The following is a 16385-nucleotide window of genomic DNA, read 5'->3' as shown; positions in this document are numbered from 1 at the left end:
GGATATCTCCATTGCTCATAGAGTCGGTTCATTCCTGCTGATCGCAGCGGTGTCAGCCATGATGCCCGTTCATGTGGCCCGTGGTCAGGCAGCTCGTGGTGAGAATTTCAGTGTACTGCTGAACTCGTCGGGGACGGCTCCGGCACCCGGCGCTCAAAATCCTTCCGTGTTTGAGACCCATCCCGGCCCATGGGGGAAGATGAAGTGTGCCTATGTTTATCTGGAGGCCCCTGCCAGCCTCATCGAAGAATTTCCCCTGCCCAGCCCGATTCCTCGGTGGACCTTTCCAGCCTCAGACCTTCCCGGTCTGCCTGCGTTCCTTGCCAGAGCAGGCCTGTCACAATCTCTGATCGACACCCTCCTTACTTCGAAGCACCTGGTCAAAGAGGGTGCGTTCGTGCATCTGCTCCCCCCGCTGGCGGAATTGGAAAGCATGACGCCAGAAACCCGCGCAATCATTTACGCGGAGCTTTCGAAGCACCCGGAAAACGAATACCACGCCGACCCCGTGCTCATCATCGGCACGACGATCGACGAGTGGTACAAGGGCAGCAGACTGCGGCCTGAACTCATTGCCAAGATCAAACGACTCAGCTACATGCGGGGCGAGGCCATTGCCTTCAGTGACATCCCGGTGCTGCTGAACTACGCGCAGTCTGATTCTGAGGCCCGGGTGATCTTCAAGGCCTGCACCCGCACCCGGAATCTCATGATCCGCCTCATGCTCGACAAATCGGCCAATGCAGATGAGATCATCAAATACTGGAGCTTGGGAGTCGGCATCCGCCGCAAGGATCTGGAGCCACTGATCAGGTCTGTCATTGAACTCGATGGCGTGGATGACCTGGGCATTGTGCACGTTCTTCCCGCCTTAGCTCGCAAGCTGCTCTACACCTATCCTGGCCTGGACATGGCCAAGCATGGCGTCATGCCCGACTGTCACTGGACGTCGCTGAATTTCTTCAACTACGAGCCGCATGAGTACCTGCTGGATGCACGGCTGGCCACCAGCCAGGTGCTGGAACAGTTCACCCCGGTGGAGCCTCCTTATCAGTTCGCCGACGTCCTCTTCTTTCTCGACAACACCACGGGTGACGCCTTCCATTCCTGCGTGCATCTGGCGGACAACATTGTCTACACCAAAAATGGCCGGAACATCCTTTCCCCCTGGGTGATCATGCGCCTCGAAGACGTCAAAAAAATCTACCTCTACAAAGGCAATGGCCGGGTGCAGGGATTTCGACGCAAGGACATCGCCATCGAAAAAAAGGCGGGCCAGCAGTCCCCCTGAGATCGTCGGATTGACAGGCTGGTGCAATGAGTCCTGAGTGGCCGGCGTTTACACCAGCCACCATGCCTTCCCGCCGCCACTTTCTCCACACCGTTCTCGGCACCAGCGCTGCCGCAGCCTTTGCCGCAGACCCCAAGCTCACCTACAAGGGGGAAAACATCCAGTTTGGCCTCGTCACTTACATGTGGGGATCGGACTGGGACCTGCCAACGCTGATCAAAAACTGCGAAACCGCCAAAGTGCTTGCGGTGGAGCTGCGCATCGACCACGCTCACAAGGTGAGCCCGGCGCTCACGGCTGAGCAGCGCGCCGCAGTCCGGAAACAGTTTGAGGACTCGCCCGTCGATCTCCTCGGCATGGGCACCAACTTTGAATTTCACTCCCCCAAGGAGGACGAGGTGAAGAAAAACATCGAAGGCGCCAGGCAGTACATCAAGCTCAGCCACGACTTGGGAGCCAGCGGCGTCAAAGTGAAGCCTAATGCCCTGCCCAAAGACGTGCCTGCGGAGAAAACGCTGGCGCAGATCGGCAAGGCCCTGGCTGAACTGGGCGACTATGCGGTCGGTTTTGGCCAGGAAATCCGCCTGGAGGTGCACGGCAAGTACACCTCCGAACTGCCAAACATCAAGACCATCATGGATGCCGCGGACCGCGACAATGTGCGCGTCTGCTGGAACTCCAACGACACCGACCTCAATGGTGCCGGACTCGAGGCGAACTTCGCCATGGTCAAAGACCGCCTGGGACACACCGTGCACATCCGGGGTGTCAATCAAAGTACCTACCCGCTCGACAAGCTGGCCAGGCTGCTCGTAGAGGCAGATTACGAGGGAGCGGTGTGCCTGGAAGCCCACAAGCTGCCCCCCGGCGACCGTGTGGCCGCCCTGGCTGAGCAGCGGGAGCTTTTCATGAACCTGGTCACGGAAGCACGAAAGAACGTCAAGGATTGAGCCACTGGCCTATCCCCTTCGTGGCGGAATCGAGTTGGACCGAGGATCAACAGGCGTGATGCGCGCCTCTTGATTCCTTGACATGCCGTATTTTTTCCTCGTTTCGCTGCTCGTATGACCAGTACACCCCTCTTGACACCCCCCTCGCTTTCTGGCATCTCAAGAGTCTACCAGACTCGTTCGACATCCTGATTTCGCCCCTCCTCCATGGCCACCCCAGCCCCAGCCCACAACTATACCGAAGACTCCATCAAATCCCTCGACTGGCGCGAGCACATTCGTCTGCGTCCGGGGATGTACATTGGCAAACTGGGAGACGGCTCCCTGCCCGAGGATGGCATCTACGTCCTGCTCAAGGAGGTGCTGGACAACTGCATCGACGAACACGTCATGGGCTTTGGCAATTCCATTGAGATCACCATCGCCGAAGATCAGACCGTCACCGTGCGGGACTACGGCCGCGGCATTCCGCTGGGCAAACTGCTGGAATGCGCCGCGCAGATCAATACCGGTGCGAAGTATGACAGCGAAGTTTTCAAGCGTTCCGTCGGCCTCAACGGAGTCGGCATCAAGGCGGTGAACGCCCTTTCGGAATTCTTTGAGATCCAGGCCGTGCGCGAGAAACAGACACGCTCCATCGAGTTCAGCCAGGGCATCGTCGTCTACGACATGGGCAAGCCGAAGCCCTGCGAAGAACCGAACGGCACCCGGATCACCTTCCGAGCGGATGCGGAGAGCTTCGCGGAAGACACGCATTTCCGCCTCGATTTCGTCCGTGAAATGCTGCGCTTCTATGCGTGGCTCAATCCGGGTCTCACCCTCCTGCTGCGCACACCGGCCGGGGAGGAGAAGTTTAAGTCTAAGGACGGCCTGATGGACCTCATTCGCACCAAGCTTACCGAGGAACCGCAGTACCCCATCATTCACCTCGAAGGCAAGGATGTCGAAGTGGCCTTCACCCACGGCAGCGGCTACGGCGAAGAGTATTACAGTTTCGTCAACGGCCAGCACACCACGCAGGGCGGAACGCATCTCGCCGCATTCCGCGAGGCCATCGTGCAGGAGTGCCGTGAGTTTTACAAAAAGCAGTTCGACCCCGCCGACGTCCGCGGCAGCCTCATCGCCGCCGTAAGTGTCAAGGTGCAGGAGCCCGTGTTCGAGTCTCAGACCAAGACCAAGCTCGGCTCCACTCACATGGAGCCCAATGGTCGCAATTTGCGTGGCCACATCACCAGCGTCATCACCGCGCAGCTGGACAACTTCCTGCACAAGCACGCAGACATCGCCAAGTCCCTGCAGGACAAGATCAACGCCAACGAAAAGGAACGCAAAGAGATCAGCGGCATCCAGAAGGCCGCCCGCGAAAACGCCCGCAAGGCCAAGGTCAACAACAAGAAGCTGCGCGATTGCCGTGTGCACTTTGACACCAAGGACAAGCGCCGCGACGAAAGCACGCTCTTCATCACCGAAGGTGACAGCGCCTCCGGCAGCATCACCAAGAGCCGCGATGTGGAGACGCAGGCGGTCTTCAGCCTGCGCGGCAAGCCGCTGAACTGCTTTGGCCTGACGCGCAAGGTGGTTTATGAAAACGAAGAGTTCTACCTGCTTGCCAATGCCCTGCAGATTGAGGAAGACCTCGAAGAACTCCGCTTCAACCGTGTCGTGCTGGCCACCGATGCCGACGTGGATGGCATGCACATCCGCCTGCTGATGATCACCTACTTCCTGCAGTTCTTCCCCGAACTGGTGCGCAAAGGTCATCTCTACATTCTGCAGACTCCCCTCTTCCGCGTGCGCAACAAGAAGGAAACCTACTACTGCTACAGCGACGAAGAGCGCCAGCGCGCGATTCACCGCTGCGGCAAGACCGCCGAGATCACCCGCTTCAAGGGCCTGGGTGAAATCAGTCCGGATGAGTTCAAACACTTCATCGGCCCGCACATGCGCCTGGAGCCCGTGAAAATCCGCGACCACGAAACCGACGCCGATGGCAACGCCCTTCCCTCCGAACACCGCACCGTGAAAGAGATGCTTTCATTCTTCATGGGCAAAAACACACCCGAGCGCCAGAGCTACATCGTGGAGAACCTGCGCATCGAAGAAGAACTGGAGTTCAAGGATACAGTGGAGGCGAAGGTGCTTGCGGAGGCGGCTTGAGGTGCTGGGCGAAGCCATTCAACCTCAGATTCCCAGGCTATTCCTGAGAGGGGTAAGTGATTCCCCCCAGTAGGCAGTCCAATGTCTGCATGGTAAACGGCAGGCTTTCGCAGGGCAAGCGTTGGCTGAGCCGCTCATGCCGGATCGCGGATACAAAAAACCCGTCAGACCTCTTGGCCTGACGGGTTCAGAAAAACGCGGTGCGACCGCTTATTTCGCCTTCACCTTGAAGCTGCGGAACACCACCGGATCACTGTGTCCGGCGAAGCCGATGAAGCCCTTGGTGTGGTCGAGGCCTTTGGGCGGATGAGCGATCTGGCTGCGGTCGAGCTGGTCGATGTCCACGTCGAGGATCTTGGTGCCGTTGAGGATGACTTTGATCTTCTGGCCATCGACCTGGATTTCCTGGAAGTTCCATTCGCCCACGGGGCGGAGGTAGCCGTGCTTAGCGCCCACGCAGTGGTAGAGGGAACCGTGGTACTGATAAGGCTCCAGGCCCTTTTTGCCGGCGGCGGCCTGCTTGGCATTGTAGCCGTCGCTGTCGATGACCTGAAGTTCAAGGCCGTCAGAGGCGGAGTGACCACCGAGGGGGGTGCGAAGGGCGATGCCGTTGTTGCCGGCAGGAGGCAGCTTGAACTCCACGCGGATGGTACCGTTTTCAAACTCATCCTTGATGAGGAGGTCGCCGCCCTTGCCGGGCTTGCAGGTGATGGCGCCGTCCACGACTTCGTAGCTGGCCACTGCGCCCTGCCAGTCGCTGAGGTCCTTGCCGTTGACGTATTCCTTGAAACCTTCACTGTTGCCGGCCAGTTCCTTGTTGGCCTCTTCAGCGGGGATCTCGCGGATATAAACGTTTTTCCAGCGGATTTCGCTGCCGTGAGTCTGGAGCTGGATGGGACCTTTTGGGAAGGCGGGATCCGGGAAATAGCCGTTCGGCGCTTTTTCCGCAGGCTTGTCGCCGGCCTTCGCATCTTTTTTGCCGTAGGCGAGGTAACCAGCCTTGCGATTGGCAAAGAAGTTTTCCAGCACGGCGTTTTTCACGACGACTTCACCATTGAAGGTCACGGTGACACGCTCTCCCACCATGCGGATGAGGAAGGTGTTCCATTCGCCAAACGGCTTGTCCATGCGCTTCGTCGGGAACTTGCCCTCTTCATTTTTATTGTTCCAGAGAGCGCCGGAGCCCTTGTCGGCACCAAGCTTGAACTTCGCTTCCTCGGTGTAGTCCCAAATCTGCACCTGGGGAATGCCGCGGAGGTAGATGCCGCTGTCGCCGAGTGGAAGCATTTTGTACTCAACCATGAGTTCAAAGTCGCCGTAGTCCTTGTCCGTCGTGAGGTACAAGCCCTTGCCGTCATTCACGAGTTCGCCGTTCTCCACCTTCCAGTGCGCATTGACGTGGTCTCCCTTGTCATTGCCTTTTGCATCCACGAGTCCGCCGTCGATGGATTTCTTTTTATAAGCGGCCTGCTCTTCCGGAGTCATCTTCCACAGGTCGGTGGGATCCTGAGTGCCCCAGCCGTACCAGCCAGAAAGGTCCTTGCCATTAAACAGAGCGGTGAAGCCCGCCGGCGGAGTGTTGTCAGCAGCGCCGACGAACGCGGCCGCAGCGAGGAATAAGGTCAGGGAGAGTGTTGATTTCATGAGGTTGAGCGAAGGACAGGAGTCGCCAGAGATCGCAGGCATCTTTCATTCGACCCGCCGAAGGTCACTTTCCGCTCGACATTGGTCACAAAAGTCGGGACGCTTTGCCCATTATGAAATTTTCCCTCTGCGCTTTGTTTCTCTGCCTGAGCCAGTTGTCCCTCCATGCCCAGGCCGCTGCTGACCAGGGAGCCGCGGAAGGCAAGGCCTTGGTGCAAAAGCTTTTCACTCAAGAGTCGACCCAGGATGAACTCCTCGCGCTGGCCAAGGAGGCCAACAAGGCCGGCGTACCGCGCCAGCAGATCATCGAGGCCAAGCTTATCTGGGGGCTGCGCCATCAGAACATTCCTTTCCTGGTGAAGATTCTTCCTGAAGTGGAAATCCTTGCCGCGAGCTTCGACCCCGCACTCGCCGCCGCCTTGCCCAATGTGGATACCGCCAAGTCTTTCATCTCCTACATCAAGGCGATGAAAGCGGCCAGCGCCAAGGATGACGACGGATTCAAAAGCAACATCCTTGAAGCCATCTGGCTCAATCCGCAGCAGGCGTCGGTCTTCATCCAGGCCATCGAGCAAGTCCGCCGCGAATCCAAGATGGCCGCCCTCACCGCAGACTTGAAAATTCCTCTGACCAACTCGGCGGGTGAAGCCACCACCCTGAGCGACCAGCTGGGTGGCAAGAAGGCACTTCTTCTCGACTTCTGGGCCTCCTGGTGCGGCCCTTGCATGAAGCTGATGCCCAAGCTGCAAGAGAAGGCCAGGCTGCTGTCCGCCCACGGCATCGTGGTGGCTGCGGTAAACAAGGACGACGCCACGCCGGACGCCACTGCGGAGGCCAAGGCCGAGCGCATCCGTGTGGAGCTCAACACCTCCATCCCCTGGCTGGTGGAACCTGCCGAAAGACCCTATACGAAGGCTTTCGATCTCGAAAGCATCCCGCGCATGGTCCTGCTAAGCCCCGATGGCAAAGTGCTTTTCAATGGACACCCTGAAGACCCCGCCCTGTGGACAGCTTTGAAGAAGGTGGACCCGACTGTCGAAGCTCCCTGACGGGGCCCGCTGCGAGATGATTCGCGGCGGCAAACTCCCCTTCCCTGACCTGCCGCGAATTTTCTGTCCAAAACCGCCGACCAACGGCCTCATTGGGTTATCTCGATGTCATCTTCCCCTGACAGAACCCAGGAATTCCTCGAACTGCTCACCAGCCACGACCGTGCGCTCGGAGTGTATGTTCACAGCATGGTGCCCGCTCCGCATGATGCGGATGACATCCTGCAGCAGACCAAAATGATCCTGTGGCGCTGCTTTGACCAATTTGAGAGCGGCACAAATTTTCTGGCGTGGGCGCGAAAAACCGCCTTTCATCAGGTTCTGACCCACCGCCGCCAGAAGAAGCGCGAGGCCACCCCTCTGAGCGATGAAATGCTGGAACTGCTGCACGATGAAGTTTCCAAGCTCAGCGACAGCCGAGACCGCCGCGGCGACGCCCTGCGCACCTGCGTGGCAAAACTCCCCGCCGCGCACAAGCAGCTTGTGACATTGCGCTATTACGAGGACATGGAAATTGAGGGCGTGGCGGAGCGCATCCGCAGCACCGTCGGTGCGGTGTACCGGGCTCTGAGCCGCATCCGCATGAGCCTCATGACTTGTGTGGAAAAAGAACTCCAGATGGAAGGAGGACAGCCATGAAGCCTGCAGATCAATTCCGGCTCCTAGAACTGTCCGAGCGATATGGGGATGAAAAACTCAGCTCGGAGGAGACCGCAGCACTCGAGGCTGAGCTGCGAGGCAGCCCGGAAGCACGAGAGTTTTTTGCAAAAGCCCTGTACCAGCGTGCCGAACTGAGCTTTGACGACTCGTGGCACACCCAGCCGGTGGCCGAGATCAAACCTTCCAGCAAACCTGCCTGGTGGCGGCATGCCATCACTGCGGCTGCGGCGGCATGCATGACCTTTGGGTTTGTCTGGCTGCAAAACACTCGCGACGGCACCGTGGCCACGCTGGTCCGCGCGCAGCAGTGCCAGTGGGCGGGCAGCAGCCTGCCCACGGTGGAAGGCGCGCGCCTGAAACCAGGCATGCTTGATTTGATCGAAGGTCTGGCGGTCCTGCGCTTTGACAGCGGCGCCGAACTCGTGCTGGAGGCTCCTGCCACCGTGGAAGTGCTGGACGGCATGAACTGCAAGCTGCGCCGCGGAACGCTCGTGGCGGAAGTGCCCCCGCAGGCAAAAGGATTCAGCATCGACACCAAGGATGCGAAAGTCATCGACTGGGGCACCAAATTTGGCCTCAGCGCCGGTGAAGATGGCAAATACCTGGTGCAAGTACTGGAAGGATTGGTGGAAGTGGATGACAAAACCGGCTCCGCCACCACGAAACTCGAGAAAGGCCAGCGTGTGGATCGTGGATGGTCTCACAGCCAGATGCATCCAGCCACCGATGGAGATGACTCCGAACCCAGCCTCCGGCAGCCTGCCGTGGTGATGGACGCCGGAGATGGCTGGCAGGCCATCACCACCGCCTTTGGCCGTGGCAAGGACAGCTACATCCAGTCCTCAGAAAAAACGCCTCAGGGCTTTGGCGCACATCCCTTCTTCCGCGTGAAGCACAGCCGGGACAGCAAGCCGGATCTCAACCGGAAGGGTTACATTGCCTTCGACCTGAGCAAGTTCAGCGGGCGCGAGATCGAAGATGCAGAACTCGTGCTCACCATCGAGCCGAGCGAACTTGGCTTCGCGAGCTTTGTCCCGGACAGCACCTTCGCTGTGTATGGTGTGCTGGACGAATCCGAAGATGCCTGGGAGGAAGGCGGCCTGAGCTGGCAGCATGCTCCCGCGCACGACCCTGCACAGGCGGACCGCCATCTGCCTGCCGTCGGCAAGGTGAAACTCCTTGGCAAGTTTGAGATTGCGCAGGGCATCAACCGCGGCACTCGGAAGCTTCGTGGCAAAGATCTGGCCGATTTCCTGAAAGCGGACACCAATCAGATCGCCACACTCGTCATCTGCCGAGAAACCAGCGAGACGCAGGACAGCGGCCTGGTGCATGCCTTTGCCACCAAAGAAAACGGCACGCGCTCAGCCCCCATGCTCCGCGTGAAGCTGCGCCCCTAGTGCAAGCCTCCGGCTCGTACCAGCTGACGCCATCACTGGATGCGGATTGGCTTCGCGATTCGGTAGCGTTTCTGGAGCCAGACGAAGGTGAAGAAAAGGCGCAGCCGCCACCAGGTGCCGAAGGTCATCTGGGTACGTCCCGCCAGGGCACAATTGATGGCGCAGAGGATGCGGTGCTTGTTCGTGGGCTGGAAGAAAAGCTGGGCGAAGTGCTTGGTGTAGAATTTTTCGATGAACTGCCAGAACCTGCCCACATGCCTGCGCGTGGTCCATTCATAGCGTTTCATGGCGAAGGTCATGGACCTGCCGGCTGCAACAGCCGCATGGACGACCTTGGCACCGTTCATGCCGCTAGTCATGGCCAGCATCACACCACTCGAGAAAACGGGATCAATAAAGCCTGAGGCATCACCCACACGCACAAGCCGCCTGGAAACGAGTTTGCGATTGGTGTAGGAGAAATCGGTGAGCACATGTCCCTGGCTGATGACCTTGGCATTGATCATGCGCTCCCCCACCGTCCTCGTGCTGAGGACGGCGTCATCGAAGACCTGCTGCGGCTCCATTTTGAGCGCCTTGAAATCAGCCTGATCCAGCACCAGGCCGACGCTGGTCTTGTCATCTTCCAAAGGAATCATCCAGAACCAAGAATTCTCCCGGCGGACGACCAGGATGTCGCCCTTTTCATTGCCTTCAGGCATCTGCACACCGCTGTAGTGGCCAAAGATCGCGAGCTTTTTGTGGCCGGGATAATACTCCCGCAGATTTTCGCGGTTGGCGGTGAAATTGCCCAGCCCGCTGGCGTCCATGAGAAAAGCCGCCCGCACTTCGTGCTCAGCACCGTCTTTGTCGCGATACTTCACCGTCACATGGTCCCGCTCGATGCTGTATTCATTCACGACCGCCTCTTCCCGCACCTCGGCTCCTAGCTCTTCGGCATAGCGCAGAAGGATGTTATCAAACTTTGCACGCTCCACCTGGATCGATTCCGGAAACTCGGTGAAGGAGCCCTTGGAAAAATCCAACCGCGTATGCATGGAACCGTTTCCCATCCAAAACTGCGCACCTCGCTTCACCATGAAGCCAGCCGCTTGAATCCGAGGCCACATGCCCAGTTCATCAAAGATGGCGCGGTTGTAGGGCAGGAGGGATTCACCAATGTGAAACCGGGGGAACCTGGCTTTTTCCAGCACAAGAACCGAACTCCCCTTTTTCCGCAGGGTCGTTGCCGCCGTGGACCCCGCAGGGCCGCCGCCAATGATTATGACATCCCAAGTGTTGCTCATGTATGAGAATGAATGCTGGTCTTCTACGTCCATCGCAAGAAAAAGTCCGCCATTCATTGCGCGACTGTGGATTTTTTAATGGGCCCCGCTTGAGTGGCCCGGAATGGATCAACCGCCCCTCCCCCTATGACCGATGACGCGTCATCCCCTCTCCCGCTCTTCAGCACCCGCTCCTGGGCGGTGGCGGGTGCGGCACTGGCGGGCGCAGGCGCGCCCCCGGAAACCGACGTCACCGCCGGCCTGGATCTTTTCCAGGCGGCTCCTGAAGCTGCGACGGATGGCTATGCTGTGTGGAAGGCCGCCATGGCGGCGGAGAAAGCTGCCGCGGAATCCGCCCGCCGCAGCGCCGAGCTGCCCGTGAATTCCGAGACAGACGGCTTCACCCGCTGGAAGCAGGACTCTGAAGAGGCCAGACGCGCTTTTGAGAAACGCTGGGGCATTCCCTCGGGGAAACGGGTGCGCCTGCAGCTCAGAGGCGAACCCCGTGAACGCGAAGGAATTCTAAGGCTGGTCGAGGAACCCCATGGAAGCTCTGCCAAGCAGCTTCGCCTCACGCTCAATGGCCACACCTTTCCAGCCTCCCAAATCGAAAGCCTCGCGCGGGTTTAAATGCGCTTTCCCTTGCGGCGCCGCAGAAGCAGAGCAGCCAGTCCGAAAAGCATGAGCACCATTCGGTCCGGCTCTGGAACGATCACCACCACGCCGTAGCTGGCAAACGCGGAGGTGTCCCAAAGCAGGCCGGATCCAAGTGTGGGCAGCACGAGATCGCCCGCCGTGCTGAAGGCCGAGCTGCCCGCTGGGGTGCCAATGCTTCCAGCGGTGCCCGAAGAAACCGAAGACCAGTCCAGCAGCTTGAAGATATCGCCCATGCCCAGGGTGGCAGTGCCGGCGGTCTGCACCAGCACTGTTGGGGTGCCGCCAACGCTTGCGCCCAGGCTGAGTGTCTGGCCCGCGAGACTGAGGGAACTGTAAGTGCCGCTGGCCGTGTTCCACTGAGCATAGATCGCGTCAGGAGAACCGCCCGCGGCAGCCGCATGAATGCCCAGATAGGCAGCCGCAGTCACGGAAGTGTCATAACCGGCGTCGATGGCATACACATTGTTGCTGCTGGAGGTGATGCCGAGTTGAATCTGCGAGCCCGAATTGACGGTGAGTGAACCGTTGAGAGTCAGCATTCCCGGGGTGAAGCCGCCCGCATCCCCCGGCCGCAGAACGCCGACTGTGGACAGGCTGCCAAGCATCACCGCACCCACGCGCCCGGACCCGGACAGAGTTGGTGCCGACAGCTGAGCAGCGGAATCGCCCGTGCCAGAAACAAACACAGCGGAGGAGGCGGATGAACCCACCCCGCCGGACCCAACCTGCAGATTGCCACCCGTCACTGTCGTGGCTCCGGTGTAGGTGTTGATCCCTGTGAAGGTGAGCGTGCCAGCATCCTGCTTCGTCACTGTGCCACCGCCCGTCTGGATCGCTGCGCCGATAGTGGTGGCACCGGTGCCTGCCACCGTCAGGTTCATGCTTGATCCGGTGATGGTCGAACCATTGGCCGCGAGGGCGCTGCTGCTGTTGTTCGTCCAGGTTTGCGAGGCGCCGAGGATGACGCTTGTGTTGATGCTGCTTGTCCCAGCCCCGCTGGCATGAGTGATACCTCCCGCACCGACAGTCAGCGTGTTGGCGCTGCTGCCGTTGTTGCCGATGGCCACGGCTCCGGTGGCAACGCTGGTGAAGGTGAGGCTGGCGATGGAGATCGCGCTGGTGAGGTTGTTGGTGGCGAGGAAAGCCGCCGCGGGAGAAGTCGTGTCAAAGAACACATTGGTGGTGGTGCCGGGCACGGCCTGCGTATCCACGTTGCTGGTGGCATCGGTGCGCCAGTTGGTCACGCCACCGGCGTTGTTTGTGCTCCAAACGCCGTCCACCGCGCCGCTCCAATAAGCGGTGGTCGGGGTGGCCACCGAGACAAGCAGCGCGGTCTGTGTGGCAGTATTCTGCGCGCCTGCGAGAGTCAGGGTGTAAGTCTTGCTGCCCCAGCCGCCGGAAAGGGTCAGAGTGGGATTGGCGAGCGTAAAATTGTTGGTGCTCGTGCCCGTGAATCCACCACCCGAGGTGATCAGCGGGATGATGCCCGTGGCGATGCCGGTGGCTCCAGCGACGGCGTTCAGATTGATCGTGGCACCTGAGGTGATGCTCGCATTTTTCGTCACCGTGATCTTGTCCGCCATGCCATAAACGCCCGAGACAGCCGACACGTTGCCGATGTCAAAGTAGAGGTTCGCCGTTGCGGCTGTCGTTAGGCCGTTCAGCGCAAAGGTGGCGCCTTCGATGATGTTGAAGGTGCCAGTTGTATTGTCACGCATGTCGAGCTTGGCCCCCGCACCCAGGATCACGCTGGCCCCTTCCGTGGTTACGGCCGTGCTGCCAACATTGACTACCGTCGTCGGAGCGCCGCTGGCCACGGTCGGCAGGAGCGACACACCGGAACCAACGGTGATCGCAGTATTCCCCAGAGTCGCGAAGGTGCTGCTGCTTGACGTGTTCTGAATCTGCAGACCACCTGCCGTGCCGCCGATGGTGGTGGCTCCAGCGTAGGTGCTCGCCCCGGCAAGCGTCTGCACGCCCGTGCCAGTTTTGGCAAGCAGCAGGTTTCCAGTGCTTGCCACGCCCCCCTTGGTGTCAGTGAGGATGCCGGCAAAGGTCGTGCTCGTATTGTCCGCACCGATGGTCAGCGTGGCAGAGGCGGTGGAGAGTCCGTTGGTTATCATGCCGCCCGTAGTCGCGCTGTCCCCGGCCAGGGAGCCGAGAGTTTCAGCCTTGTTGTTGAGATCAAACACCGCGCCTGCGGCCACGATGAGTGCCGAGGTGTCAGGAATCGCCGCCGCAACGCCGAGCTGCAGCACACCGCCGCTCACCGTGGTGGATCCGCCGTAGGTGTTGGCCGTGGCGCTGCTGAGGATCAAGGTGCCCGCCCCCGCTTTGACCAGATTGGTTCCACCGCTGATCTGACCGCTGATGGTGTCTGCCACCAGCGGGCTGGTGACGGTAATGGTGTGAGCGCCAGCTCCCAGGCTCATCGCGCCGCTGAGTGTCAGGCTGTTCACGGCCAAGGTGCCGCCGAAGGTGAAATCTCCTGACACTGTGGTGGCGTTGCTGATGATGCGCGCGGCAGTCCCGGCCTGGATGGTGGTGCCGCTTCCGATGGTGATGCTGGCCGTGCCGTAGGGATTGGTAGCCGCAGTGTTGTCGAAGATCACTGTGCCCTGGCTGATGTTGAGCCCGCCGGTCAGTGTGTTTGCCACTGAACCGCTCAAGATGAGCGATCCTGCACCGCTTTTCTTGATCGTGCCACCGCCTGTGGTGTTCAGCGGAGCGGAGATGATCAAGCCTTCAGGCGAGAGACCGCTCACGGTGATGACGGGGTTGGCATTCGTCAGCGTCAAAGCGGTTCCGCTGATGGTGGGCGTGTTGGCCAGATTGTCATTGGTCACGGTGACTGCATTGGCCGCGCTCAGATTGAGCAGCGTGCCCGTGGCTACAGTCGGCGTCACCCCGGTTCCGCCGTTGTCATTGAAGGCCACGCTGAAGAGGGTGTTGGTGCCACTCATGGTCAGGAGCCCGCCGCCATTGACCAGTACGCTGGCGCTCTGCGCGATCTGATTGGCCGCGGTTTCTGTCACCGTTGCGCCGTTGTTGATCACCAGGCTGTAACCCGTGGCAGTGGAGGCGCCATTGGTGCCAGCACCGGCGGGAATCGCCACGATACCGGTGCCTGTGGCGCTGGCATTGCTGAGGGTCAGCGTGCCGGCATTCACCACCGTGCCACCGGAAAAAGCGTTGTTGCTGGTGCTGGTAATCGTCAGGCCGCCGGCGCCCAATTTGACCAGTGTGACGAGATTGCCGGTGACGCCTGCGCTGTACGTGCCGTTGTCCGTGATTGAGAGACCATTCGTTCCTGCGCCAAGCGTGGTGGCGGCGCTGTTGTTGACATAGATGTCCAGTTCCGCTGCGGTGCCATTGTTTGCACCGGCGGTGAGCGTGCCGTTTTGCAGCGTCGTCGTGCCGGTCGTGCCGATGCTGGTGCGCATGATGCCGCCGGAGGTGACGGTGAGAATGCCGGAGGTGGAAAGTCCAGTGCCAGCCACCGTGGTCGCTCCGAGGTCGAGGATCTGATTGCCCGCAGCCGCGCCATTTAATTGCAACGAGTTCATCGTGTTGCCTCCCGCTGCCAGATTGATCGCAGCGGTGAGGCCGGTGAACTGGTAGTTGCCGCCGGCGGTGGTGGCGCCTTGCGCTCCGGTGCCGCTGACGACGGTGTAAGCCGCTGCATTTAGCGGAGCGATTCCCGCCGCAGCAAGGGTCGCACTGCCAGTGGAGGTGGTCGCCGAAGCATTTTGCGAAATAGTGAACACCGTGGCGCTGGTGATGCCCGTGATGTAGGAGCCGGCAGGAATCGCCGTGCCGCTGATCTGCTGGCCGACGATCATGTTGGCGGTGTTCCCAGAGGTGAGCGTGACCGTCGTGCTGTTGAAAGTGGTGGAGACGTTGTTCGTCAGCGTCTGCGCTGTGACGTTTGTAGCCCAGTCGTTGCCAGTGGTGGCCGTCCCGCCTGCCGTGGCCCAGGCACCGAGCAGGCCGCCGGGGAGCGGACTTCCGCCAAGATTGTTCACGAAAATCTGCGCACTGCCCGGCAGCGACTGACCGAGAGTCGTGCCACTAAATACCACAGCGGCGCCGTTGCCCGTGGCGGCACGTGTCAGGTTATCGATGGTCAGTGTGGCAACGTTGTTGGTGGCGGCCGCCGGTGCCGTGACGGAGATGGAGTTCAAGCCCTGATTGAGCGCCACGCCAGTGCCCGTGCCGAGGGTGACAGCGGAGGAGGACTGATTAGCACCGGTGAGGTTGAGCGTGCCGGAGTTCAGGACAAACGACGCCGTGCTGGCAATGCGTGTATTGCTGGCAGAAAGGCCGCTGTTCGCCAGAGAGAAGGTTGCGCCGCTGACTGTTACGTTGGTGCTGGCCAGAGTGCCGCTGTCCTGCAGCACCAGCGAGCCGCCCTGGACATTCGTTGTGCCGGTGTAGGTGTTGGCACTGGTGAGTGTGAGCGATCCAGTGCCCGCCTTGTAGAGATTGATGGCATTGTTGCTGCTGCCACCGCCAATGACACCGCCAAAGGTCGTGCCGTTGGAAGTGGTGAAGAGATTGGCCGAAGTCGCGCTGATGATCGAGCCGCCGCTGCCGCCAATCGTGTTGTTGTTGCTCAAATTGGCCACGGCCTGATCTTTGCCGTTGAGATCGAGCGTGCCGGCATTGACGAAGAGATTCTGGAGCGTTGCGACAGTTGCCGTGGCTGTCACGAGCAGGGTGTTGGCAACGCCGCTGTTGAGTTTCAAAGTGCCGCCATTCAGCGTCGTCTGTCCGACATAATATTCCACGTTGTTCAGATTCAGGGTGCCGCCGTCCGCTTTGACCAGTCCACCGGTGTTGTTCAGCAGGAAGGCGTTGAGATTGAGAACGGCACTGCCAGTCACGTGAATTTCATACTGCACGTTGCCCGTGGTGATGATGGAGCCCGCGTAGATCGTGCTGGTGCCTGAATAGGTGTCGAGGATGCCGCCGGTGTTGAGGGTGAGTGCATTGAGAGCGGCGTTGTTGCTGTAATTTTGTGCCACGGCGCCCTGAATGGCCTGACCGCCGCCGGTGGTGGTGATGGCAGAGGCGGTGTTCAGCGTAAGGCTGTTGATCGAAGTGGCGGAGTTGTAAGTCTGCGTCGTGCTGAAGTTGCCGTAGTTCACGGTCGAACCCGTGACGAGCGTGGTGGCCAGTTCCGCCGTGGCCAGCGGGCGCAGGTAGGTGCCTGTGCCGGTGTCTTTGGTCAGGAAGCCGGTGCCGGTGCCCGTGCCGGCATCTGCGATGATGTCCGGACGGATTGTCATGGTGGTGCTGCCATTGCTGCC

At 60.1% G+C, this 16385-nt stretch carries 10 protein-coding genes (1 of these 10 running past the window's edge); 7 read left to right on the top strand and 3 right to left on the bottom strand.

Going from position 1 to position 16385, the window contains the following annotated elements:
- Nucleotides 1-58 precede the first annotated feature (58 nt).
- The 3 genes from ACILSO_RS25735 to ACILSO_RS25725 all read left to right on the top strand — a co-directional run bounded on the left by ACILSO_RS25735 (nucleotide 59) and on the right by ACILSO_RS25725 (nucleotide 4398).
- The gene (locus tag ACILSO_RS25735; RefSeq protein WP_395740347.1) at nucleotides 59-1291 is read left to right on the top strand and encodes a hypothetical protein; all 1233 of its coding nucleotides are present in this window, start codon (nucleotides 59-61) and stop codon (nucleotides 1289-1291) included.
- A gap of 62 nt (nucleotides 1292-1353) precedes the next feature.
- Nucleotides 1354-2241: a sugar phosphate isomerase/epimerase family protein gene (locus ACILSO_RS25730; RefSeq protein WP_395740346.1), complete on the top strand. Its 888-nt coding sequence runs from the start codon at nucleotides 1354-1356 to the stop codon at nucleotides 2239-2241.
- 207 nt (nucleotides 2242-2448) lie between these two features.
- A complete protein-coding gene (locus ACILSO_RS25725) occupies nucleotides 2449-4398 on the top strand; it encodes a DNA topoisomerase IV subunit B (protein WP_395740345.1) in 1950 nt (649 codons plus the stop codon).
- A gap of 210 nt (nucleotides 4399-4608) precedes the next feature.
- Here the strand turns inward: ACILSO_RS25725 and ACILSO_RS25720 are convergent, their stop codons facing one another.
- Nucleotides 4609-6042, bottom strand: a complete 1434-nt coding sequence (locus ACILSO_RS25720; protein ID WP_395740344.1) for a DUF1080 domain-containing protein — start codon at nucleotides 6040-6042, stop codon at nucleotides 4609-4611.
- Between the two features lie 113 nt (nucleotides 6043-6155).
- Here ACILSO_RS25720 and ACILSO_RS25715 point away from each other — a divergent pair, with 113 nt between their 5' ends.
- The 3 genes from ACILSO_RS25715 to ACILSO_RS25705 all read left to right on the top strand — a co-directional run bounded on the left by ACILSO_RS25715 (nucleotide 6156) and on the right by ACILSO_RS25705 (nucleotide 9151).
- Nucleotides 6156-7091 carry a TlpA family protein disulfide reductase gene (locus ACILSO_RS25715; RefSeq protein ID WP_395740343.1) on the top strand — a complete coding sequence of 312 codons (936 nt, stop codon included), beginning with the start codon at nucleotides 6156-6158 and terminating at the stop codon, nucleotides 7089-7091.
- 105 nt (nucleotides 7092-7196) lie between these two features.
- Nucleotides 7197-7730: a sigma-70 family RNA polymerase sigma factor gene (locus tag ACILSO_RS25710; RefSeq protein ID WP_395740342.1), complete on the top strand. Its 534-nt coding sequence runs from the start codon at nucleotides 7197-7199 to the stop codon at nucleotides 7728-7730.
- Nucleotides 7727-9151, top strand: coding sequence for a FecR domain-containing protein (locus ACILSO_RS25705; protein WP_395740341.1), 1425 nt, complete (start codon nucleotides 7727-7729; stop codon nucleotides 9149-9151). The genes ACILSO_RS25710 and ACILSO_RS25705 overlap by 4 nt, the downstream gene beginning before the upstream one ends.
- 32 nt (nucleotides 9152-9183) lie before the next feature.
- Here the strand turns inward: ACILSO_RS25705 and ACILSO_RS25700 are convergent, their stop codons facing one another.
- Nucleotides 9184-10437, bottom strand: coding sequence for an NAD(P)/FAD-dependent oxidoreductase (locus tag ACILSO_RS25700; RefSeq protein ID WP_395740340.1), 1254 nt, complete (start codon nucleotides 10435-10437; stop codon nucleotides 9184-9186).
- Nucleotides 10438-10563: 126 nt separating this feature from the next.
- Between ACILSO_RS25700 and ACILSO_RS25695 the strand changes: the two genes are divergently transcribed.
- Nucleotides 10564-11046 (top strand): hypothetical protein, encoded by a 483-nt coding sequence (locus tag ACILSO_RS25695; RefSeq protein WP_395740339.1) that lies wholly within the window; start codon nucleotides 10564-10566, stop codon nucleotides 11044-11046.
- Here the strand turns inward: ACILSO_RS25695 and ACILSO_RS25690 are convergent.
- A protein-coding gene (locus ACILSO_RS25690; protein ID WP_395740338.1) for an autotransporter-associated beta strand repeat-containing protein crosses the window boundary here: on the bottom strand, nucleotides 11043-16385 show its 3' end. It continues 21888 nt past the right edge of the window; the window shows 5343 of its 27231 coding nt (coding positions 21889-27231); the start codon falls outside the window, past its right edge; it ends in the stop codon at nucleotides 11043-11045. The two genes, ACILSO_RS25695 and ACILSO_RS25690, sit on opposite strands and share 4 nt — an antisense overlap.

Origin of the sequence: Prosthecobacter sp. (assembly GCF_044226605.1) — a bacterium.
In the GTDB taxonomy this organism is placed as follows: Bacteria; Verrucomicrobiota; Verrucomicrobiia; order Verrucomicrobiales; family Verrucomicrobiaceae; genus Prosthecobacter.
Note: the sequence above shows the minus strand (reverse complement) of the source record. Positions and strands in the feature narration are given on the sequence as shown.

Bases quoted from the DNA above. Each gene is read 5' to 3' on its own strand.
- ACILSO_RS25735 (WP_395740347.1), top strand. From the start codon at position 59: ATGATGCCCGTTCATGTGGCCCGTGGTCAGGCAGCTCGTGGTGAGAAT.
- ACILSO_RS25730 (WP_395740346.1), top strand. From the start codon at position 1,354: ATGCCTTCCCGCCGCCACTTTCTCCACACCGTTCTCGGCACCAGCGCT.
- ACILSO_RS25725 (WP_395740345.1), top strand. From the start codon at position 2,449: ATGGCCACCCCAGCCCCAGCCCACAACTATACCGAAGACTCCATCAAA.
- ACILSO_RS25720 (WP_395740344.1), bottom strand. From the start codon at position 6,042: ATGAAATCAACACTCTCCCTGACCTTATTCCTCGCTGCGGCCGCGTTC.
- ACILSO_RS25715 (WP_395740343.1), top strand. From the start codon at position 6,156: ATGAAATTTTCCCTCTGCGCTTTGTTTCTCTGCCTGAGCCAGTTGTCC.
- ACILSO_RS25710 (WP_395740342.1), top strand. From the start codon at position 7,197: ATGTCATCTTCCCCTGACAGAACCCAGGAATTCCTCGAACTGCTCACC.
- ACILSO_RS25705 (WP_395740341.1), top strand. From the start codon at position 7,727: ATGAAGCCTGCAGATCAATTCCGGCTCCTAGAACTGTCCGAGCGATAT.
- ACILSO_RS25700 (WP_395740340.1), bottom strand. From the start codon at position 10,437: ATGAGCAACACTTGGGATGTCATAATCATTGGCGGCGGCCCTGCGGGG.
- ACILSO_RS25695 (WP_395740339.1), top strand. From the start codon at position 10,564: ATGACCGATGACGCGTCATCCCCTCTCCCGCTCTTCAGCACCCGCTCC.